This is a genomic window from Halorubrum sp. SP3 (assembly GCF_005435195.1).
GTDB lineage: Archaea > Halobacteriota > Halobacteria > Halobacteriales > Haloferacaceae > Halorubrum > Halorubrum sodomense.
Genome location: NZ_SGTU01000007.1, coordinates 64748 through 81901, shown reverse-complemented (window position 1 = coordinate 81901; position 17154 = coordinate 64748). Strand labels below are relative to the sequence as shown.

The 17154-nt window shown below is 64.6% G+C and carries 13 protein-coding genes and 1 pseudogene; 8 read left to right on the top strand and 6 right to left on the bottom strand.

Features of this window, described 5'->3' with window-relative positions:
• Nucleotides 1-24 precede the first annotated feature (24 nt).
• Entirely contained in the window at nucleotides 25-4476 is a 4452-nt protein-coding gene (locus EXE42_RS07470) for a PAS domain S-box protein (RefSeq protein WP_137706225.1), read from the bottom strand.
• A gap of 430 nt (nucleotides 4477-4906) precedes the next feature.
• On the opposite strand from EXE42_RS07470, the gene EXE42_RS20765 reads away from it, so the two are divergent.
• Nucleotides 4907-5308 (top strand): hypothetical protein, encoded by a 402-nt coding sequence (locus EXE42_RS20765; RefSeq protein ID WP_137706252.1) that lies wholly within the window; start codon nucleotides 4907-4909, stop codon nucleotides 5306-5308.
• Nucleotides 5309-5440: 132 nt separating this feature from the next.
• A pseudogene (locus EXE42_RS07460) lies at nucleotides 5441-5611 on the top strand (type II toxin-antitoxin system PemK/MazF family toxin); the annotation flags it as partial.
• Between the two features lie 461 nt (nucleotides 5612-6072).
• On the opposite strand, the gene EXE42_RS07455 reads toward EXE42_RS07460, so the two are convergent.
• Entirely contained in the window at nucleotides 6073-6567 is a 495-nt protein-coding gene (locus EXE42_RS07455; RefSeq protein ID WP_137706224.1) for a metal-dependent hydrolase, read from the bottom strand.
• A gap of 108 nt (nucleotides 6568-6675) precedes the next feature.
• Here EXE42_RS07455 and EXE42_RS07450 point away from each other — a divergent pair, with 108 nt between their 5' ends.
• The 3 genes from EXE42_RS07450 (at nucleotide 6676) to EXE42_RS07435 (ending at nucleotide 10353) form a co-directional block, all read left to right on the top strand.
• Complete coding sequence (locus EXE42_RS07450; RefSeq protein ID WP_137706223.1) at nucleotides 6676-7176, top strand: HPP family protein; 501 nt, start codon at nucleotides 6676-6678, stop codon at nucleotides 7174-7176.
• Nucleotides 7177-7797: 621 nt separating this feature from the next.
• Nucleotides 7798-9123 carry a 5'-deoxyadenosine deaminase gene (locus tag EXE42_RS07440; protein WP_092920180.1) on the top strand — a complete coding sequence of 442 codons (1326 nt, stop codon included), beginning with the start codon at nucleotides 7798-7800 and terminating at the stop codon, nucleotides 9121-9123.
• Nucleotides 9124-9252: 129 nt separating this feature from the next.
• A complete protein-coding gene (locus EXE42_RS07435) occupies nucleotides 9253-10353 on the top strand; it encodes a DUF4382 domain-containing protein (RefSeq protein WP_137706221.1) in 1101 nt (366 codons plus the stop codon).
• Here the strand turns inward: EXE42_RS07435 and EXE42_RS07430 are convergent, their stop codons facing one another.
• The 4 genes from EXE42_RS07430 to hemC form a co-directional block, all read right to left on the bottom strand.
• Entirely contained in the window at nucleotides 10354-10755 is a 402-nt protein-coding gene (locus EXE42_RS07430) for a hypothetical protein (protein WP_137694591.1), read from the bottom strand.
• Between the two features lie 248 nt (nucleotides 10756-11003).
• Nucleotides 11004-11786 carry a uroporphyrinogen-III synthase gene (locus EXE42_RS07425; protein WP_137706220.1) on the bottom strand — a complete coding sequence of 261 codons (783 nt, stop codon included), beginning with the start codon at nucleotides 11784-11786 and terminating at the stop codon, nucleotides 11004-11006.
• Nucleotides 11783-12682, bottom strand: coding sequence for a uroporphyrinogen-III C-methyltransferase (cobA, locus tag EXE42_RS07420; RefSeq protein ID WP_137706219.1), 900 nt, complete (start codon nucleotides 12680-12682; stop codon nucleotides 11783-11785). The genes EXE42_RS07425 and cobA overlap by 4 nt, the downstream gene beginning before the upstream one ends.
• Nucleotides 12675-13835 (bottom strand): hydroxymethylbilane synthase, encoded by a 1161-nt coding sequence (gene hemC, locus EXE42_RS07415; RefSeq protein WP_137706218.1) that lies wholly within the window; start codon nucleotides 13833-13835, stop codon nucleotides 12675-12677. Before hemC ends, cobA begins: the two co-directional genes overlap by 8 nt.
• Nucleotides 13836-14044: 209 nt before the next feature.
• Here hemC and EXE42_RS07410 point away from each other — a divergent pair, with 209 nt between their 5' ends.
• The 3 genes from EXE42_RS07410 to EXE42_RS07400 all read left to right on the top strand — a co-directional run bounded on the left by EXE42_RS07410 (nucleotide 14045) and on the right by EXE42_RS07400 (nucleotide 17066).
• Nucleotides 14045-15127 (top strand): beta-ribofuranosylaminobenzene 5'-phosphate synthase family protein, encoded by a 1083-nt coding sequence (locus EXE42_RS07410; protein WP_137706217.1) that lies wholly within the window; start codon nucleotides 14045-14047, stop codon nucleotides 15125-15127.
• Nucleotides 15128-15130: 3 nt separating this feature from the next.
• Nucleotides 15131-15967, top strand: a complete 837-nt coding sequence (locus EXE42_RS07405) for an HTR-like protein (RefSeq protein WP_092920187.1) — start codon at nucleotides 15131-15133, stop codon at nucleotides 15965-15967.
• 139 nt (nucleotides 15968-16106) lie between these two features.
• Entirely contained in the window at nucleotides 16107-17066 is a 960-nt protein-coding gene (locus EXE42_RS07400; protein ID WP_137706216.1) for a hypothetical protein, read from the top strand.
• The last annotated feature ends 88 nt before the right edge of the window (nucleotides 17067-17154 follow it).

The window sequence follows — 17154 nt, the reverse complement described above, 5'->3', positions numbered from 1 at the left end:
AGTTTACGACACGATGCCCGGTTTTTATAAGTCCTCTCGAGCCGGTTGGGTGGGGACTTCCAATGTGATCTCACTCCCATCGCCCGAGGTTTCAACTGAAATCGATCCCCCGGCATGAGCCACCAGTGATCGCACCATCCACAATCCGAGTCCCTGCCCGTGACTCAGCGGCGTTTCTTCGCCAGTTTCGAGGAGATTTTTCTCCATTTCCGGGAGTCCAGGCCCAGTATCGGACACACAAACCTCTACCCACCGTTCATCGGCTTGCGAGACACTGATCTGTACGGATGGATGCTCAGTATCGTTCGCTGTGATGGCGTTCTCAACGAGCTCAGAAATCGCCTTGTCAAGTTCACTCGGTATTTGTGATTCTAGATCGTGGTCGGCTGTGATAGTGATATTCGCATTAGCATATTCGTCTTCTTTTTTGGCTTGAATATCCTGAGCTATTTGCTGAGCACTCTGGTAGGAAGCGAGAGCGCTCTCGCTCGTGAGTATATTCTGGAGCTCTTGGGTCTTGTTTGCCATTCTTTCCCACTTGTCGAGAATGTCTCGGATCGTCGCAGCGCGCTGTTCACGAGTGTCTGTCTCTGTGTCCGACGCAAGCAGATCGACATACCCTCTCAGTTTCGTCAGATCATTTCGGATATTGTGCCGCATAATCCGGTGTAAGACCTGGACGTGTTGCCGACGCTGCTCCTGAGCTGTGATATCTCGTGCCTCGAATACCAGGAAGCTAAGCTCCCCGCGCTGGCTTGAGATCGGCTTGACCGAGAAGTCGAAGCTGGCGAGTCCATCAACGCCTTCTGCTTCCACGTTGAACCGAACGAATGAACCCGAAGATGCTTGAGTAACTGCCTGCCTGATTTGAGTTTGCACTTCAGACGAATGCGCGAACAGAGAGTACTCCCAGAGCGGTGTGCCTCTGCTCTCCTCCACACGTATGCCGCCGAACTCTGTGAGTGGGTCGTTTAGCTCGAGGATTTCACCACTCTGGGTCATCAGCCCTGTCAATTGGAACGTTTGATTGAATACGGATTCGAATTTTTTCGTTTGTTCTCTTATATTACTGATGTCACGTATATATAACAGAAACCCACCAATTGCTTCATCGTCAAAGAGATTCCGTCCACGTGCCTCTACAGTAATCCACTCCTCATCCGCATCCATTGCTTGGAACTCTAGCTGAACGCTTGAATCGGAATCCTCCACGGCGGCGAAAAACGCTTCCATTACACGTTCCCGATCCTCAGGATGGATAATATCAAAGACACTCTCTTGATTTAGCTGAGTTGGATCATATCCAAGAACCCGTTCAGTAGAGCCACTAAGATAGGTGAAACACCCGTCGCGATCTAAGATAGACACGACGTCGACTGATTCCTCAACGAACCGCTCTGTTCTACGCCGCTGTTGACGCTGGTTAGTAAGATCTCTGATGACCATCCCGTATCCCAGGAACACTCCATCTTCAGTTTGAAGCGGGACGTATGAGACTTCTGCAGGAAACGACGATCCATCCTGACGGACTCGCTGTCCTTCGTGAGTACTTTCTCCTGCGAGTGATGCCTGTTTTAGTAACCGATCAGCAATCCCACGTTTTTGATCCTGTTCAGGGTGTAACTCTGCTGCTGGCATACCAATTGCAGCTTCTTCGTCATATCCAAAGATGTCGGCTGCTCCATCGTTCCAGCTGTCGATCTGTCCATCGTCATCGAGAAGGACAAAGGCGTATTCCTCGAGACTTTCCGAGAGGATCTCGAATCGCTTCCGCTCCTGTTGAATCTGCCGAATCCGTCGTTTTTGATCCGTTATGTCCGTGGCAATCGCGACAAGTCTCTCTCCAGTTTCGTCATCGGGTATCAGAACAGCATCTGTGTGTATCCATCGCGTTTGTTCGTTGGCATCAATAACTCTGAAATCCGCAGACAAGTCGTTGGTCTCGCCGACTTGTTCTAGTGACTCACGAACACGGTCCCGATCTTCCGGCGCGACGATCTGTACGAACTCTTCATAATTGTCCGGATCATGGCCAAGTAAATCGACAAGCGTGTCGTCGAATGATATCTGATCCGTCTCAAGACTCCACTCTGCAATACCAGTGTCCGTTCCAGAAAGAACCAATTCGAGTTTCCGGTTCTGTTCTGCCAGGCTCCGAGTCCGTTGCCTCCGACCTGTTACGTCCTGCTGTATGCCAATAAACTTCGAAAGCGTCCCATCTACATCAGTGACTGGCGTGACGGACAATCGATTCCAGTATTCACTCCCGTCTTTTCGGTAGTTTTTCAATTCTACTGTCACCGGTTCACCGGCCGCAATCGCCTCTCGGAGCTTCGATATTTCGTCTGGGTCTGTCTCGGGTCCCTGGAGGAAACGTGGATTACGACCCAACGCGTCGTCCTCTTCGTAGCCAGTAATGTCGGTAAATCCTTTATTTACGTACTCGATTGGGTTGCCTTCTCGCTGTGGGTCGGTGATCATAACCCCAACATTCGAGGAGTCAATCGCTTGCTCCTTGAGTTCGAGTTCACGTTCCCGTTGCTGTCTTTCAGTTTCATCGCGCACAGTACACACGAGGGGACCATCATCGATGATAGTCAGAGAGATCTCTGCCGGGAACGTCGTTCCGTCTGGTTGGGATCCGGTTACTTTGCCCCGCCAGTGCCCCTCCGACTCAAGAACAGGGAAGGCTTCCGACTCAAGGCGCTCTACCTCATCTTCGTCATAGAGTATCCGCCAAGAGTTCCCGATGAGTTGGTCAGTATCATCGAATCCATACATATCCACGTGTGTCTCGTCGATGTAGGTGTATTCTCCATCTTCGAGGATGGCGAAGCCGTCTTTCGCATCCTCGACAGCCTGTTGGAACGTCTCCAATTCGCGACGGCGCTGCTCGCGGGGCGTGATATCCCGACTGGAAATAACGAGTGATTCGACGCCTGATTCCCCTGTAACCGGACGGATTGTGCCCGTAACGAACCGCATATTACCGTCCCGATCCGGATGTTCCGCCTGGAAACTGACGTACTTGCCAGCAGCCGCTCGTTCGATCCAGCCTTTAAGATCTTCTTGTAGGTCCGAGGAATGCGACCACCAGTCTCCTTCCCAGAACGGTTCCCCCAAGATATCGGATTTGTCGTTCGAAACGTAGTCTAGCGCTGTTTCATTGACCTCAATCGTCTCACCATCAGTTTCTAATAACGCCACCAGCATTTCGGGGTCTTCGAACACCGACTCGAAACGCCGCTCATTCTCCCGAAGTTCCGCTTGACGCCGATATTTTTCAGACACGTCACGGACAACACAGACAATTCGATCGTCTTCCAAGCGTGTCAGCGATAGTTCAGTCGGAAATTCTTCCTTGCCTTCTGGAGAGGCAGTTACAGTGCCTCTCCACTCACCATCAGATCGGAGCGCTGAAAGCGCCTCATCCTCCATTCGCTCGATTTCAACGGGATCAGTATACAAATCACGCCAAGTCTGCCCGAGTAACTCATCTTGGTCCTCGAACCCGTACATTTCGGCATGCGTTTGATCAACGTACGTGTACTCCTCGTTCTCCAAAATAGCAATCCCATCACTCGCGTTCTCGATGGCCGATTTAAATGACTCTAGGCGACGCCGGCGTTCCCGCTGTTCCGTCACATCTCTCGCAACGGTATGCATATAGGCCGCCCCATCGCGCTCGATCCGACGGTTCGAGAACTCGACATCGATTTTACTGTCGTCGCTCCGAAGTAGTTTCGCTTCAGTGGTTGCTGGTTCGCCGGCTAAAATTTGGTCGTGGTAATCCTGATAGGCATGTAAGTCGACCTCTTCGTGAAGATCGGGAATACGCATCGAGAGGAGTTCCGCTCGCGCATAGCCAGTTAACTGGCAAGCAGCCTGATTCACTTGGACGAAGTTCGCATCTGAATCACTAATGAAAATGGCATCGTTGGAGCCTTCAAACAACGTGTGTGTCCAATCACGCTCGGCCTGTAGCTCCTCGACGTATCGGATTCGTGAAATTGCGTCTTCGAGATTCGAGGCGACGAGTTTCGCCAGTTCTGCGTCTTTCTGGGTAAAGGCATCCACTTCAGTAGCTCCGACACTCAAGACGCCGAAGTCCGAGATTGGCACGAGAATTTCGCTCCGAATCGGGGTGCCTGAATTATACGTGCCGTCGGCCTCGTGGACATCGTCGAACACTTCCGGACGATTCTGTCTGTACACACGCCCCGCGAGAGAATCAACTGGAAGGATAGGTGCATCGCCAATCACCTCTTGTGCCTCAGTTGATTCGGCGATTGGGCGGAGTTCGTTTCCCTCTTCATTGTACTCCCAGATCGCCGAAAGAGGCGCATCAAAATTGAGATCCAACATTCGGACAGCAACGACAGAGACGTCCTCGATAGAACCAGCTTGATTCAGTTCCGAAGACAACTCGAGAAGTCCTGCGGGGGTATGGTCCGTGTACGCGTCTCCATCGCTCATACATCCGATTTTGTTGTTCCGCTGTATTATGTTTTCGCTTAGAGAACCATTTCATATCGGCCCTAATAGAATTAGATCGATAAATATAGGGTACAGCTATTCAGCCTTGAGAATCAATCGTGGTAACAAGATGTCGACGGAAGCAGTTGAGGTACTCGGGCGGAAATACAGCGTAGATATACTGCGGGCGGCGAAGGAACCGCGATCAGTTAGCTGGCTGAGTCAAGAGCTAGATATCCCGATTGCCACCTGTTATAGACGTGTGAAGGAACTTTCTGAGAATATGTATTTAGAAGAGGTCACTGCGGACGAGAGCAGGGATAGAACACAGTACTGTCGAACGGCGGATAGTATTGAACTCAACCTTGCATCTGACGTATTACTTAGCGGCTCTTATTCTTGGGAAACTCGAGAAGTACCAAGAGAAACAATACCGTTAGATTCCGTTACGCTCGATGAGTTCTCCCAAACGATTGATATTGTCGAAGCCTACTTCGGGAGTTTGATCGACGATGTTGCTGTTCATGCATCCATTTCACGCCGGCAGCTTGTGGCGGTGCTGGCACGCGCCCAGCTCTCGGGTCGTCAACTTGACACCGAGGGACTGACCGATAACGGCGATATCATCTATCAGTCGGACGACGAGACACTCTTTTGGCTTGACGGTGATTTCTGGAAGAGTCTGGGCGGGTTCCACTACCTAAGCCCAGACGAGGGACGAGCAGCTAGAGAAGTTCATCGCCGACTCATCGAGGCGGTCGCCGGAGACGTCGCCGACTACAACCGCGAGCGCGATCCGTTTATTCTCATCACGCAAACTCCTGGGTGTTGATATCATTTTATATGCTCCGTTCACTATTCAGTGTATATTGTAAGCTTCGGCCGCTACCGACCGTAGTATGTCGGACAGAAGAAATCCTCGGTCGGGTATCATCGTTCTCACTTCTTGACGGATCGATTGGCGTTACTTGTGGAAGCATCGGACTCACTGTTTGAGAAAGACCCCTTCGTGCGGCTTGACCAAATTCGAGTCGTGTCTGTCGAGAACCGAATCCATTCGGTTGCTGGCAGTCTCGACGACGCGACAATGTGCGAAATCGACGACGCGCTCAAATTAAATCACGGGCTCGACTGATCGAGAGACCCTGTACAAAGAAATCAGTGTCAGATCCGTATGCATTGAGACGGCCAGTCTCAACTTTTGAGTGAGAAGGAGAGATGAAGTCTCTAATCGGTAACAGAAGGCAGGTAAGTACAACCACCATAATAGAGTTGAAATACACACCCACCTCCGGGTAGTAATCTGGCTCTCCTTCTCAGGAGTACATCCTCCAAATAAATCAGAACGGCAAAACGGAGGTGTCCATCGGCGTTTCAGAAACCGACGGACAAAATTCGGATTGCCAACATAAACAATGCTACCAAACACAGTGCTGCCGCGAACAGTATTGGAATCTGTTTTGCGTCCATTGTCACCTGTCACTGGCTTTTCTTGGCCAGTGACGTTTCGGAGCTCAAGAGCGTATAAAATAGACACCCGCGCGCCGGGGTGACGCTCAGAAATCTACGTTCAAAAATGGTCATACAGCATACCCCCTACACCGGAACCGCCTCACCGGCGACGAGCGCGACCGCGACGACGACGCCGCCCACCCCGAGGAGTCCGTAGTTCGCGAGCGGGTTCGCCGCCGTGAACAGGTCGAGCGTGTACTCGTGGCCTCGCACGGGTGCGTACGTCCGGATCCCCATCGGCGTCAGCGCGTCCGCGAGCAGGTGCGAGACGATCGTCACGGCGCCGAACAGGAACCCGGCGCCGCCGAACAACAGCGCCTCGACGGCCCCGGTCTGGAGGCCGACAGCCAGCCCGACGACTCCGAAGGCGACGCCGACGAGCAGCGCGAACCAGACGGTGTGGGTGATCCCGCGGTGTTTGACGAAGGGGATCCGCATATCGAGGTCGGGGACCATCGCCATCGCGGCGACGCCCGCGGCGCCGACGACGCCGACCTCGATCGAGGCGAGGGCCGTGACGAGGAACCCGAACGGAGCGTAGACGACGAGCGACGCCCCGACGTGACCCTTGCGGTGCATGTGAGCGACTGCGTTCCCGGTCCCTAAGTCCGTTGCGTCGGCACGTAAATCGTTGCGTCGGCGCGCCCGGGGCGAAACGCCTACGGCCTCCCGCCGTGACGCTTCGGTATGACACTGACCGCCCGCGACCTGATGGAACCGGACGTGAAGACGGTCTCGCCCGACGACGACGTCGCCGAGGTGTTCAAGCGGTTCGCCCGCTACGAGTTCAGCGGCTTCCCGGTCGTCGACGACGACGAGCGGGTGGTCGGCGTGATCACCGAGTCCGACCTCGTCGACCTGTTCGAGCCCGAGGACGAGACGCTGTGGATCCCGATCGGGCTTCCTCCCTTTGTCGATACGCTCTCCTATCAGATCAAGCGACCGTGGGCGGACATCGATCTCGGGGTCGACCTGATCCGCAACGCGGACCGCCCCGTCTCCGAGGTGATGAGCACCGACGTGGCGACGGTGACGCCGGACGCGAGTGTCGACGCCGTGCTGGACCTGCTCGTCGGCGACGACCCGGATATTAACCGCGTTCCTGTGGTCGACGAGGAGGGGCGGATCGTCGGGATCATCGCGCGCCAAGACGTGATTCGGGCGTTCCGCGATCGCCGACTGGCATAGATCTAATCGGACTGAGTTGGTGGCTATTTATAAATTGTTGACTCTGGGATGCCGATATCCCCTACCGCTCAGTTATAAATAGTTGTTCGAGGATCGACGGCGAACACCTCCAAAGCCCCAGCCGCGAGGCGGGCGCACGCTCGCTGCGCGCTTCAGTCGCTCGCGTTGCTCGCTCCCTCCAGTGCTTGCGTCGCCTGCGCCCGCCTCGCGGCTGCCCCTTTGAGTCCCGCCCCGCACCGCAACCGCCGGAAGACGGTCTGCTCGCTCGCTTCGCTCGCTGCGCGGGCTGCGACTTCCGTGCTCCCGCTCGCTCCCTCCGGTCGCTCGCGGGACCGCACCTCACGCCTCCCCAGCCTCGCGGCCCCCTCCGCTTCGCTCCGGTCGCCGCGTCCCTCGCGCGTGCTGTCTCGCGGCCGCCGTGGGCGGCCGCTCGCAGGCACGCGCCACCGCACCCATTTATAAGCGGTCGCGCGGCCGCTCACTCATATTTAAATATCGCGTCACTGGTACTGGGCTGATCCGCCGTCTCGACACCTGATCGCCCGGCAGCCCCGAACGGACGGGATCGGGGGGTCGCGAACGGACAGCCTCTTACCGGTCGACCGTCAGGAACGGACGGACATGCTGATCGCCGGAACCGTCGTCGCCGACTCCGAGACCGTCATCCCCGACGGCGCCGTCGTCGTCGAGGGGAACACGATCGCCGCGGTCGGCGAGGAGGCCGCACTCCGCGACCGCTACCCCGACCACGAGCGGCGCGCGTTCGACATCGTCACCCCCGGCCTCGTCGGCGGCCACGTCCACTCGGTCCAGTCGCTCGGACGCGGGATCGCCGACGACGACGCCCTCCTCGACTGGCTGTTCGACGCCGTGCTCCCGATGGAGGCGGCGATGGACGCCGAGGCGACTCGGGCGGCCGCCGAGCTGGGCTACCTGGAGTGTCTCGAATCGGGGACGACCACCGTCGTCGACCACCTCTCGGTGAACCACGCCGACGAGGCGTTCGAGGCCGCGATCGAGACCGGGATCCGCGCGCGGCTCGGCAAGGTGCTGATGGACAAGGACTCGCCCGACGGGCTCATCGAGGAGACCGACGCCGCGCTCGCGGAGAGCGAGGAACTCATCCGGAAGTACCACGGCGCCGCCGGCGGTCGCGTCCGCTACGCGGTCACGCCGCGGTTCGCCGTCACCTGTACGGAGGCCTGCCTCCGCGGCTGCCGCGAGCTGGCCGACCGGTACGAGGGCGTGACGATCCACACTCACGCCAGCGAGAACGAAGACGAGGTAGAGACCGTCGAGGCCGACACCGGGAAGCGCAACGTCCGCTGGCTCGACGAGGTCGGCCTGACCGGCCCGGACGTGACGCTCGCGCACTGCGTCCACACGGACGAGCGCGAGCGCGAGGTGCTCGCGGAGACCGACACGGTCGTCACGCACTGCCCCTCCTCGAACATGAAACTCGCATCGGGGATCGCCCCGGTTCAAGACTACCTCGACCGCGGGATCACGGTCGCGCTCGGCAACGATGGCCCGCCGTGTAACAACACGCTCGACGCCTTCACCGAGATGCGGCAGGCGAGCCTGCTCGGAAAGGTCGACGCCCGGGACCCGACCCGCCTCCCGGCCGCGACCGTGCTGGAGATGGCGACCGAGGGCGGCGCCCGCGCCGCCGGCTTCGACCGCCTCGGCGCCCTCCGCGAGGGGCACCGCGCCGACGTGATCGGACTCTCGACCGACCTGACCAGGGCGACGCCGCTCCACGACCCGCTCTCGCACCTGGTGTACGCGGCCCACGGCGACGACGTGACCTTCGCGATGGTCGACGGCGAGGTCCGCTACGCCGACGGCGAGCACGTCGGGACCGACGCCGCCGCGGTCCGCGAGCGCGCGACGCGCCACGCGGAGCGCGTGGTCGAGGCGGCCGGCATCGAGACGGCCGGCCCGTAGCCCGGCTCAGCGATCCCGCCCTCTTCGGTCCCGAACCACGGCGATCGGCGGAAAACCGGCTTTATCCGCACAAATTCGGACGGAGTATCTACCGCTTATACCCGTTCGGGACCCGTTCGTCCGCTCACGATGACTGACCGATCGCGGACGACAGGCGGCGACGAATCGCGGACGACGGGCGACGGCGGATCGGGGCCCGCGGACGGCGGACGCTCGGCGGACGCGTCCGCGGACGGCGTCCGCCGACGGGAGTTCGTGGCCCTCGGCGCCGGCGCGAGCGCGACGCTGCTCGCCGGCTGCGCCGGCGACGGGTCCCTCCCGTCGGCGGGGGGCTCAGACGGCTCCGACGGTTCCGACGGCTCCGGCGGGTCGGAGACGCTCACCGGGAACTTCCGGCTCCTCATCAGCGACGCCCCGGCCGACATCGGCGACTTCGACCGGCTGGACGTCACCCTCGATCGGGCCCGCGTCTTCGAGGCGGGGGACGGGGAGGACGAAGACGATGACGAGAGTGACGACGAGGAAGAGCCCGATGAAGACGACGAAGCGGACGACGGCGCCGACCGGAACGCCACCGAGACGGACGATGACGACGAGTCCCTGAACGAGACGGCGGACGAAGACGACGACGCGAACGAGACGGACGTCGATGACGGCGGGGACGACGAGGAGGAGGCCGACGGGGAAGACGACGACGAGGAGGAAGACGACGACGACGAGGGCGACCGCGGCTTCACCGTCGTCGAGCTCGGCGGCGCGACGGTCGACCTCACGCAGGTGATCGACGAGGACGCGATCGCCGTGTTCGACGGCGAGATTCCGGCGGGGAGCTACGAGAAGATCGAACTCGAGGTGTCCGCGGTGTCGGGGATCGTCGACGGCAGCGAGGTCGACGTGAAGCTCCCGAGCGAGAAGCTCCAGATCACGAACGAGTTCGAGGTCGCGCCCGACGAGGCGGTGAGCTTCGTCTTCGACATCAACGTCGTCAAACGCGGAAAGAACAACGGCTACATCCTCAAGCCCGTGATCTCGGGGAGCGGAGTCGCGGGCCGAGACATCGAGGTCAACGAGATCGACGACGAGGACGATGACGACGCCGAAAGCGAGGGATCAGACGACGAGGAGGGCTCCGACGACGGGGAGACGGCGGACGACGACTCCGACGGAGACGACGCTACCGGCGGGAACGAGACGGACGACGCGGCGAACGGAACCGCAGCCGGAAGTTAACTACGAGGAGGTCTCGACCGACGAGGCGCCCGTAGACGGGCACCTCGCCCACCGCATCGCGGCGTCGTCGTCGTTGAACGCCTCGGTGTCGACGCCCTCGATGTCGATGGTCCGCTTGAGGTAGCGCCGCTTCGAGCGCTGCCCGACGACGGCGAAGCGGTCGACGCCGCGGGCGACCGCGATCTGTGCGGACTCGCGGAGCGCCCGACGGCCGGCGTCCGAACACGGCCGGCTGGTCCGCACGACGATCACGACGGCCTCGACGGCGTCGGGGTCCGCCGCGTTCCGCCACCGACCGAGAAGCGCCTCGCCGTCCGCGGGGCTCAGTCCAGTCCCGTGTGGGAACTCGACGACGAGGACGTCGTCCTCGACCCGCAGCAGCCAGCGCTCGCTCGGTTCCATACCCTCAGATATCACGTTCCTGATTATAAACCTCCGCGTCAAAATATCAGATACAATACTACCGACCGATGCGCTGATCGCACAGATCCGGCCAGCAACCACAACCGAGACGTTTCAGAGCGACCGTCGAAGACGCCCCCTCGGTGTTCTCGGTCGAGAGACTCGGATACGTTCATCAACTCGCGGACCTATCGACTCCGCGGCACGTCTGATTCCCGCGGCGGCCACGAGGCGAGGCCTGACTCCGGCTACCGTGGGTCGGCGTCGGACGCGTCGGCGGTCCCCGCGTCGACGGCGTCGACGGCGTCGACGACCGCAGTCGCGAGGGACTCGAACGACGCCTCGTCGGGGACGACGTCGACGTCGACGCCGCGGGCCGCGGCCGTCTCCGCGGTCGGCGGCCCGATGGCGCCGACGACCGCGTCCGCCAGTCCGGCACGCGCCCCCTCGTCGACGCCGCGGTCTGCCGCCGCCGCGAGGAAGTTGTCGACGGTCAGCGAGGAGGTGAACGCGGCCGCGTCGAGGTCGCCCGACGCGGCCGCCTCTGCGGAGTCGCCGGCCTCAGGCGGCCGGGTGAGCCGGTACAGCACCGTCTCGGTCACCTCGGCGCCGGCCTCGCGGAGACCGTCGAGGAGCACGTCGCTGCCGTGATCGGAGCGGGCGACGACGACGCGCTCGCCCGCGACGCGCGGTTCGAGCGCCGCGACGAGCCCCGCGGAGGTGTACTCGTCGGGGACCGCGTCGACCGTCCACCCCGCCTCGCGGGCGGCCGCGGCGGTCGCCGGCCCGATGGCCGCGAGGTCGGCGTCTCCGGGCTCCCAGCCCGCCTCGGCGGCCAGTTCGACGCCGGTCTTGCTCGTGAAGGCGACCAGCGGCGCGTCGGCCGGCACCGCGCCCGTCGGCTCGACTTCGAGCATCGGGTCGGGGACCGGGTCCGCGCCGAGCGACCGGAGCAGTTCGACCGCCGATTCGATCCGCTCGTCGTCGGGGCGGAAGACGGCCACGCGCGGGCGGTCGGTCTCGTCGCTCACGCTCCGTCGCCTCCGGTCGGATCGTCGTCGCCGGCCGCTCCCCCGTCCTCGCCCGCCGACCGAACCGGCGCCGAGCCGGCGTTCTCGAGGAAGCTCACGACGCGGTCGCGGGTCGCGGCCACGTCCCCGATCACGGTGATCGCGGGCGGTTCGATCCCGGCATCGTCGCGGGCGTCGACGATGGTGTCGAGCGTGCCGGTCGCGACGCGCATCCCCGGCCAGGTGGCGCGCTCGACGAGCGCGACGGGCGTGTCGCCGTCGAGGCCCGCGTCGCGGAGTTCGGCGGTGTACGCCGGCAGCTTCCCGACGCCCATCAGCACGACGACGGTCCCGCCGGTCGCCGCGAGCGCGTCCCAGTCGACCGCCGACTCGTCCTTCGTCGGGTCCTCGTGGCCCGTGACGAAGGAGACGGACGAGGCGTGGTCGCGGTGGGTCACCGGGATGCCGGCGACCGCGGGGCCGGCGATGGCCGAGGTGACGCCAGGGACGACCTCGAACGGGATCCCCTCGTCGGCGAGGTGCTCCGCCTCCTCGCCGCCGCGGCCGAAGACGAACGGGTCGCCGCCCTTCAGCCGGACGACCCGGTTCCCCTCTCGGGCCAGTTCGACCATGCGGCGGTTGGTGTACTCCTGCGGCGTCCACTCCCCGCCGGCGCGCTTCCCCACGTCCTCGCGTTTCGCCTCCGGGATCTCGCCGAGGATCTCCGGACCCGGGAGCTTGTCGTGGAGGACCACGTCGGCCGACTCGATCAGCCGCTTCGCCTTCACCGTGAGCAGGTCGGGGTCGCCCGGCCCGGAGCCGACGAGGAAGACGGTGCCGACCCGCTCGTCGCGGCCGCGAGTCGGGGGTTCGTCCGCGTTCGATCCCGGGCCCGCGCCGGTGCCGGAGTCAGTCATCGCCCCCTCCGGTCTCCGCCTCGTCGCGCGCCTCGGCGATCAGGTCGTCCGCGCCTCGGTCCGCGAGGTCGGCGGCGAACTCGGCGGCGGCGGTCGCGTGCGACCGGATCGGGAGGTCGCGGGTGTCGGCCACCTCCTCGGTGCCGTCCGTCGAGAGCACCCGCGCCCGGACGTGGACGTGTTCGCCCTTGACGAGCGCCGAGACGCCGATCGGTGCGACACAGCCCCCGTTGAGCTCACCCAGGACCGTCCGCTCGACGGTGACCGCGACGCGGGTCCGCGGGTGGTCGACCGCGTCGCGGACCGCCTCGATCACGTCGGGATCGCTCGCGGTGACCGCGATGGCGCCCTGCCCGGCGGCGGGGACGAACTCCTCGCGCGGGAGCCGCGTCGTCTCCACCTCGTGGAACAGGTTCGACCGCCGCAGGCCCGCCTCAGCGAGGACGAGCGCGTCGTACTCGGACTCGACCTTCCGCTCCATCGCCGCGCGTTCGAGGTCGGACAGCGAGTCGAACCACTCCTCGACGGTGCGGTCGAACTGCTCGTCGACCTCGGCTTCCGCGTCCCCGGCGTCGTCGACCTCGGCTTCCGCGTCCCCGGCGTCGTCGGCCTCGGCGGTCAGCGCGGCCTCCTCCCCGGAGGCGATCAGGCGTCGCTCGTGTTCCGCCTGGAGGCCGGGCGCGAGCAGCTTCTCTATCCGGGTGTCGACGTTGCCGCGGATCGGCTCGACGGTGAGGTCGGGTCGGGCGGCCCGGATCTGCGCGCCCCGCCGGAGCGACCCGGTCCCGACGACGGCGCCGGCCGGGAGGTCCTCGATTCCGAGTCCGTCCGGATGGACGACCACGTCGCCGGCGGGCGCGCGCTCGGGGACGCCCGCGACGACGAGGTCCGCCATCTCCTCGGTGGGGAGGTCCTTCAGCGAGTGGACCGCGAGGTCGGCGTCGCCGGCGAGCACCTCCTCGTCGAGGGCGCGCACGAACGCGCCCGTCTTCCCGAGGCGGTGGATCAGTTCGTCGGGGATCTGGTCGCCGCGCGTCTCCACCCGTCGGAGTTCGACGTCGCGGCGCCGGCTCGACAGCGCCTCGCGGACGGTCTCGGCCTGTCGGAGGGCCAGGTCCGACCCGCGAGTCGCGAGCCTGAGCGTTTCGGTCATACGCGAACGGAGGTCCCCCGCGTTCAAAAGCGCACCAGTTCGGTCGCCTCACCGACCGAATCGGCGCGGCGGGGTTCACGGGTCTCGCGCGCCGGTTCGCGGGTCGCTCCCGCCAGTTCGCGGGTCTCGCGCGCCGGTTCGCGGCTTCCGAGGCAACTCCCGCCACGGTCACGGGCCCTTTAGTACTCCGTCCCGAACCCGGAACCGAGATGGCACGCGCGAGCGCCGGGGCGCGGCTCCACTTCGGTTTCTGTAACCTCAGCCTCTCCCACGAGCGGCTGTACGGCGCCCTCGGCGTCGGCCTCGCGGCGCCACGGGTCGTGATCGACGCGGAGCCGGCCACGGACGTACGCGTGACGGTCGAGGACGCGGCGGTCGAGGACCCCGCGGCGTCGACCGGTTCCGCTCCGGGCGTGCGCGACGACGTCCGCGAGTACGCGACCGTCGCGGTCGACCAGCTCGGCGTCGACGGCGCCCGGATCGCGGTCCGCGAGTCGCTCCCGCGACACGCAGGCCTCGGCAGCGGGACGCAGCTGGCGGCGGCGACGCTCGCGGCGGTCGCGGCCGCGCACGGCGAACCGACTCGGGTTCGCGAGCGCGCGCCGGCGCTCGGGCGCGGCGGGCGCTCCGGCGTCGGCGTCGCGACGTTCGAGTCCGGCGGCTTCGTCCTCGACGCCGGCCACCCGACCGCGCGCTTCACCACCGACCGCCCGGCGGACGGCGAGTGGACCGTGCCGCCCGTCGCCGCCCGTCACGCCGTCCCGGACGACTGGCGGTTCCTGCTCGTCGAGCCGGACGCGGACGCCGGGCGGAGCGGGGCGGCCGAGGACGACGCGATGCGGACCGCGGTCGAGCGCGCCGATCCGGGGCTCGCAGACCGGATCGGCGGGATCGTCACCCGGCGCGTCCTCCCCGCGATCGCCACCGGGAACGCGGAGGCGTTCGGCGCGGCCGTCGCGGAGATCGGTCGGCTCAACGGCGCGTGGTACGCCGACGAACAGGGCGGAGTGTACCGGCCGCCGGTCGGCGGGATCGTCGCGTCGCTGTCGGCCGCCTCGGCGGTGTTCGGCGCGGGGCAGTCCTCGTGGGGGCCGACGGTCTACGGCGTCACCGACGCGGCCCGCGCGGACGCGGCGCTCGTCGCCGGCGAACGCGCCCTCGACGCGGCCGGGGTCGACGGCGAGGTGTCGGTCGTCCGGGCGTCGAACGAGGGGGCGCGGATCGGGGCGACGGACCCGCAGTCCGCCGACCCGGAGAGGGGTAACACTAAACCCCGCGGCGACGGGGCGTAAGCCATGTCCAGTCTTCCGTTCGGGGTCGCGCGCCTCGACTCGATCCTCGGCGGCGGCGCGCCGCCGGGGAGCGTCGTGCTGCTCGCGGGCGAGGCGGGCGCCGGCGCCCGGGAGTTCTGCTACACCAGCGCCGCAATGAACGCCCTGGCGCGCGCCGACGAGGAGCTGTTCGACCTGTACTACGGCGAGGTCGACCCCGACGCGGCGCTGCCCGAGTCGGTCCACTACATCTCCTTTACCGCCGGCACCGACGCGATCACCCGGGAGATGGGGTACACGATGGCCGACGAGATCGTCGACGCGGCGGTCTCGGAGATCTCCTTCCGAGACCTTTCGCCGGAGTACTTCCAGCTGTCGCCGGTGCCCCGCGACTGGTACGAGACGGCGACGGCGTCGATCACCGAACTGGGGGACCGCGGCGAGTACGAGGACGTGCTTACCGCCTTCGGCGACTATCTCTCCGAACACGGCCGGGGGAGCCTCGTCTGTATCGACTCCGTCACCGACCTCGTCTCGATGGTCTCCGACGACACCGACTGGAGCGACGTCGCCATGGTGATGAAGGGGCTGAAGAAGGCGGCCTACGAGTGGGACGCTCTGGTGCTCGTGTTGGTGAACACCGACTCGCTGCGCGACCGCGAGTTCGGCACCCTGATGGACGCCGCCGGCGGGACCTTGCAGTTCTCCTGGGAGAGCGGCGGGTCACAGCGCGCTCGGACCATGTTCGTCCGGGAGTTCCGCGGCGTGCTCTCGCAGCTGGAGGCCGAGAACATCGTCCGCTTCGAGACCGAGATCCACGAGGGCGGGTTCGACATCAGCGACGTGCGGAAGATCCGGTAGCGAGTGCGGTCCGCCCGGTACGTCCGCCGTCCTCGCCTCTCTCGACTCGACCCCGCCGCCGAGTATCGATCGGGAGAACGGCGCGACAGGTTACTTAAGCCTCGCCACGCAACGACGGGTAGATGACGGAGGACCCGCGATGAGCGACCTCGATCCGGCGGCGGCCGCCCTCGACGCCGCGGCCGAAGACGCCGGCGTGAGCCGCGATGAGCTCCTCAAGCGCGCGCTCGTCGCGCTCGCGGAGTCCGAGGGGGTCGACGTTCCCGACGCCGAGGAGGTGGCGACGCTCGAGGCGCGCCTCGACGACCTCGACGACGAGCTGGACGAGAAGGTCGCGGACCTCCGCGAGCGGTTCATCGACCTCTACCGCGAGGTGGAGTCGCTCGACGCCGGCGACGGGGAGGCAGCCGCCGGGGGAGACGCGGCGCCCCTCGACGACCTCACCGACGAACTGGAGGGGATAGCCGCCCGGCTGGACCGCCTCGACGCGGCGGTCGCCGACGCCCCGTCCTCGGAGGCGGTCGACGACCTCGACGGCCGGGTCAACGACCTCGACGCCCGCCTCGACGAGTTAGACGCCGTCCGCGACCGACTGGACGCCGTCGACGCCCGCCTCGCCGGGGTCGACGATCGCCTCGACGAGGTCGACGAGCGGGTCTCGGGCGTCGAGTCCGATCTCGCCGGGATCTCCGCGGACGAGCTGACCGAGGTCGACGACAAGCTCTCCCGGGTCGCGAACGCGGTCGTCAAGGTCAAGCGCCGGCTCGACGCGGCCGAGCGCGACCGAGCGGACCGCGAGCGCGTGGACGCGCTGACGCGGACCGCGAACCGGCACGGAGTGCGGACCGCCGACTGCGACTACTGCGGCGGCGGCGTCGAGTTGGGGCTGCTGTCGGCGCCGGAGTGTCCCCACTGCGGGAGTCGGTTCGAGGACCTCGAGCCGAGCACCGGCTTCCTCGGCACGTCGAAGCTCCTCGTCGCGGAGCAGCCCGCCATCGACGGCGACGTCGCGGACGACGAGCGCGACGAGACGAGTCGGACGACCGACCGGACGAGCACCGCCGCGAGCGACGGCGGACCGGACGGGGACGGTCGATGACCGACGGCGATCGGTCGGACGGCGACGGCGATCGGCCGGACGGCGACGGCGATAGGCCGGACGGCGACGGCGATAGGCCGGACGGCGA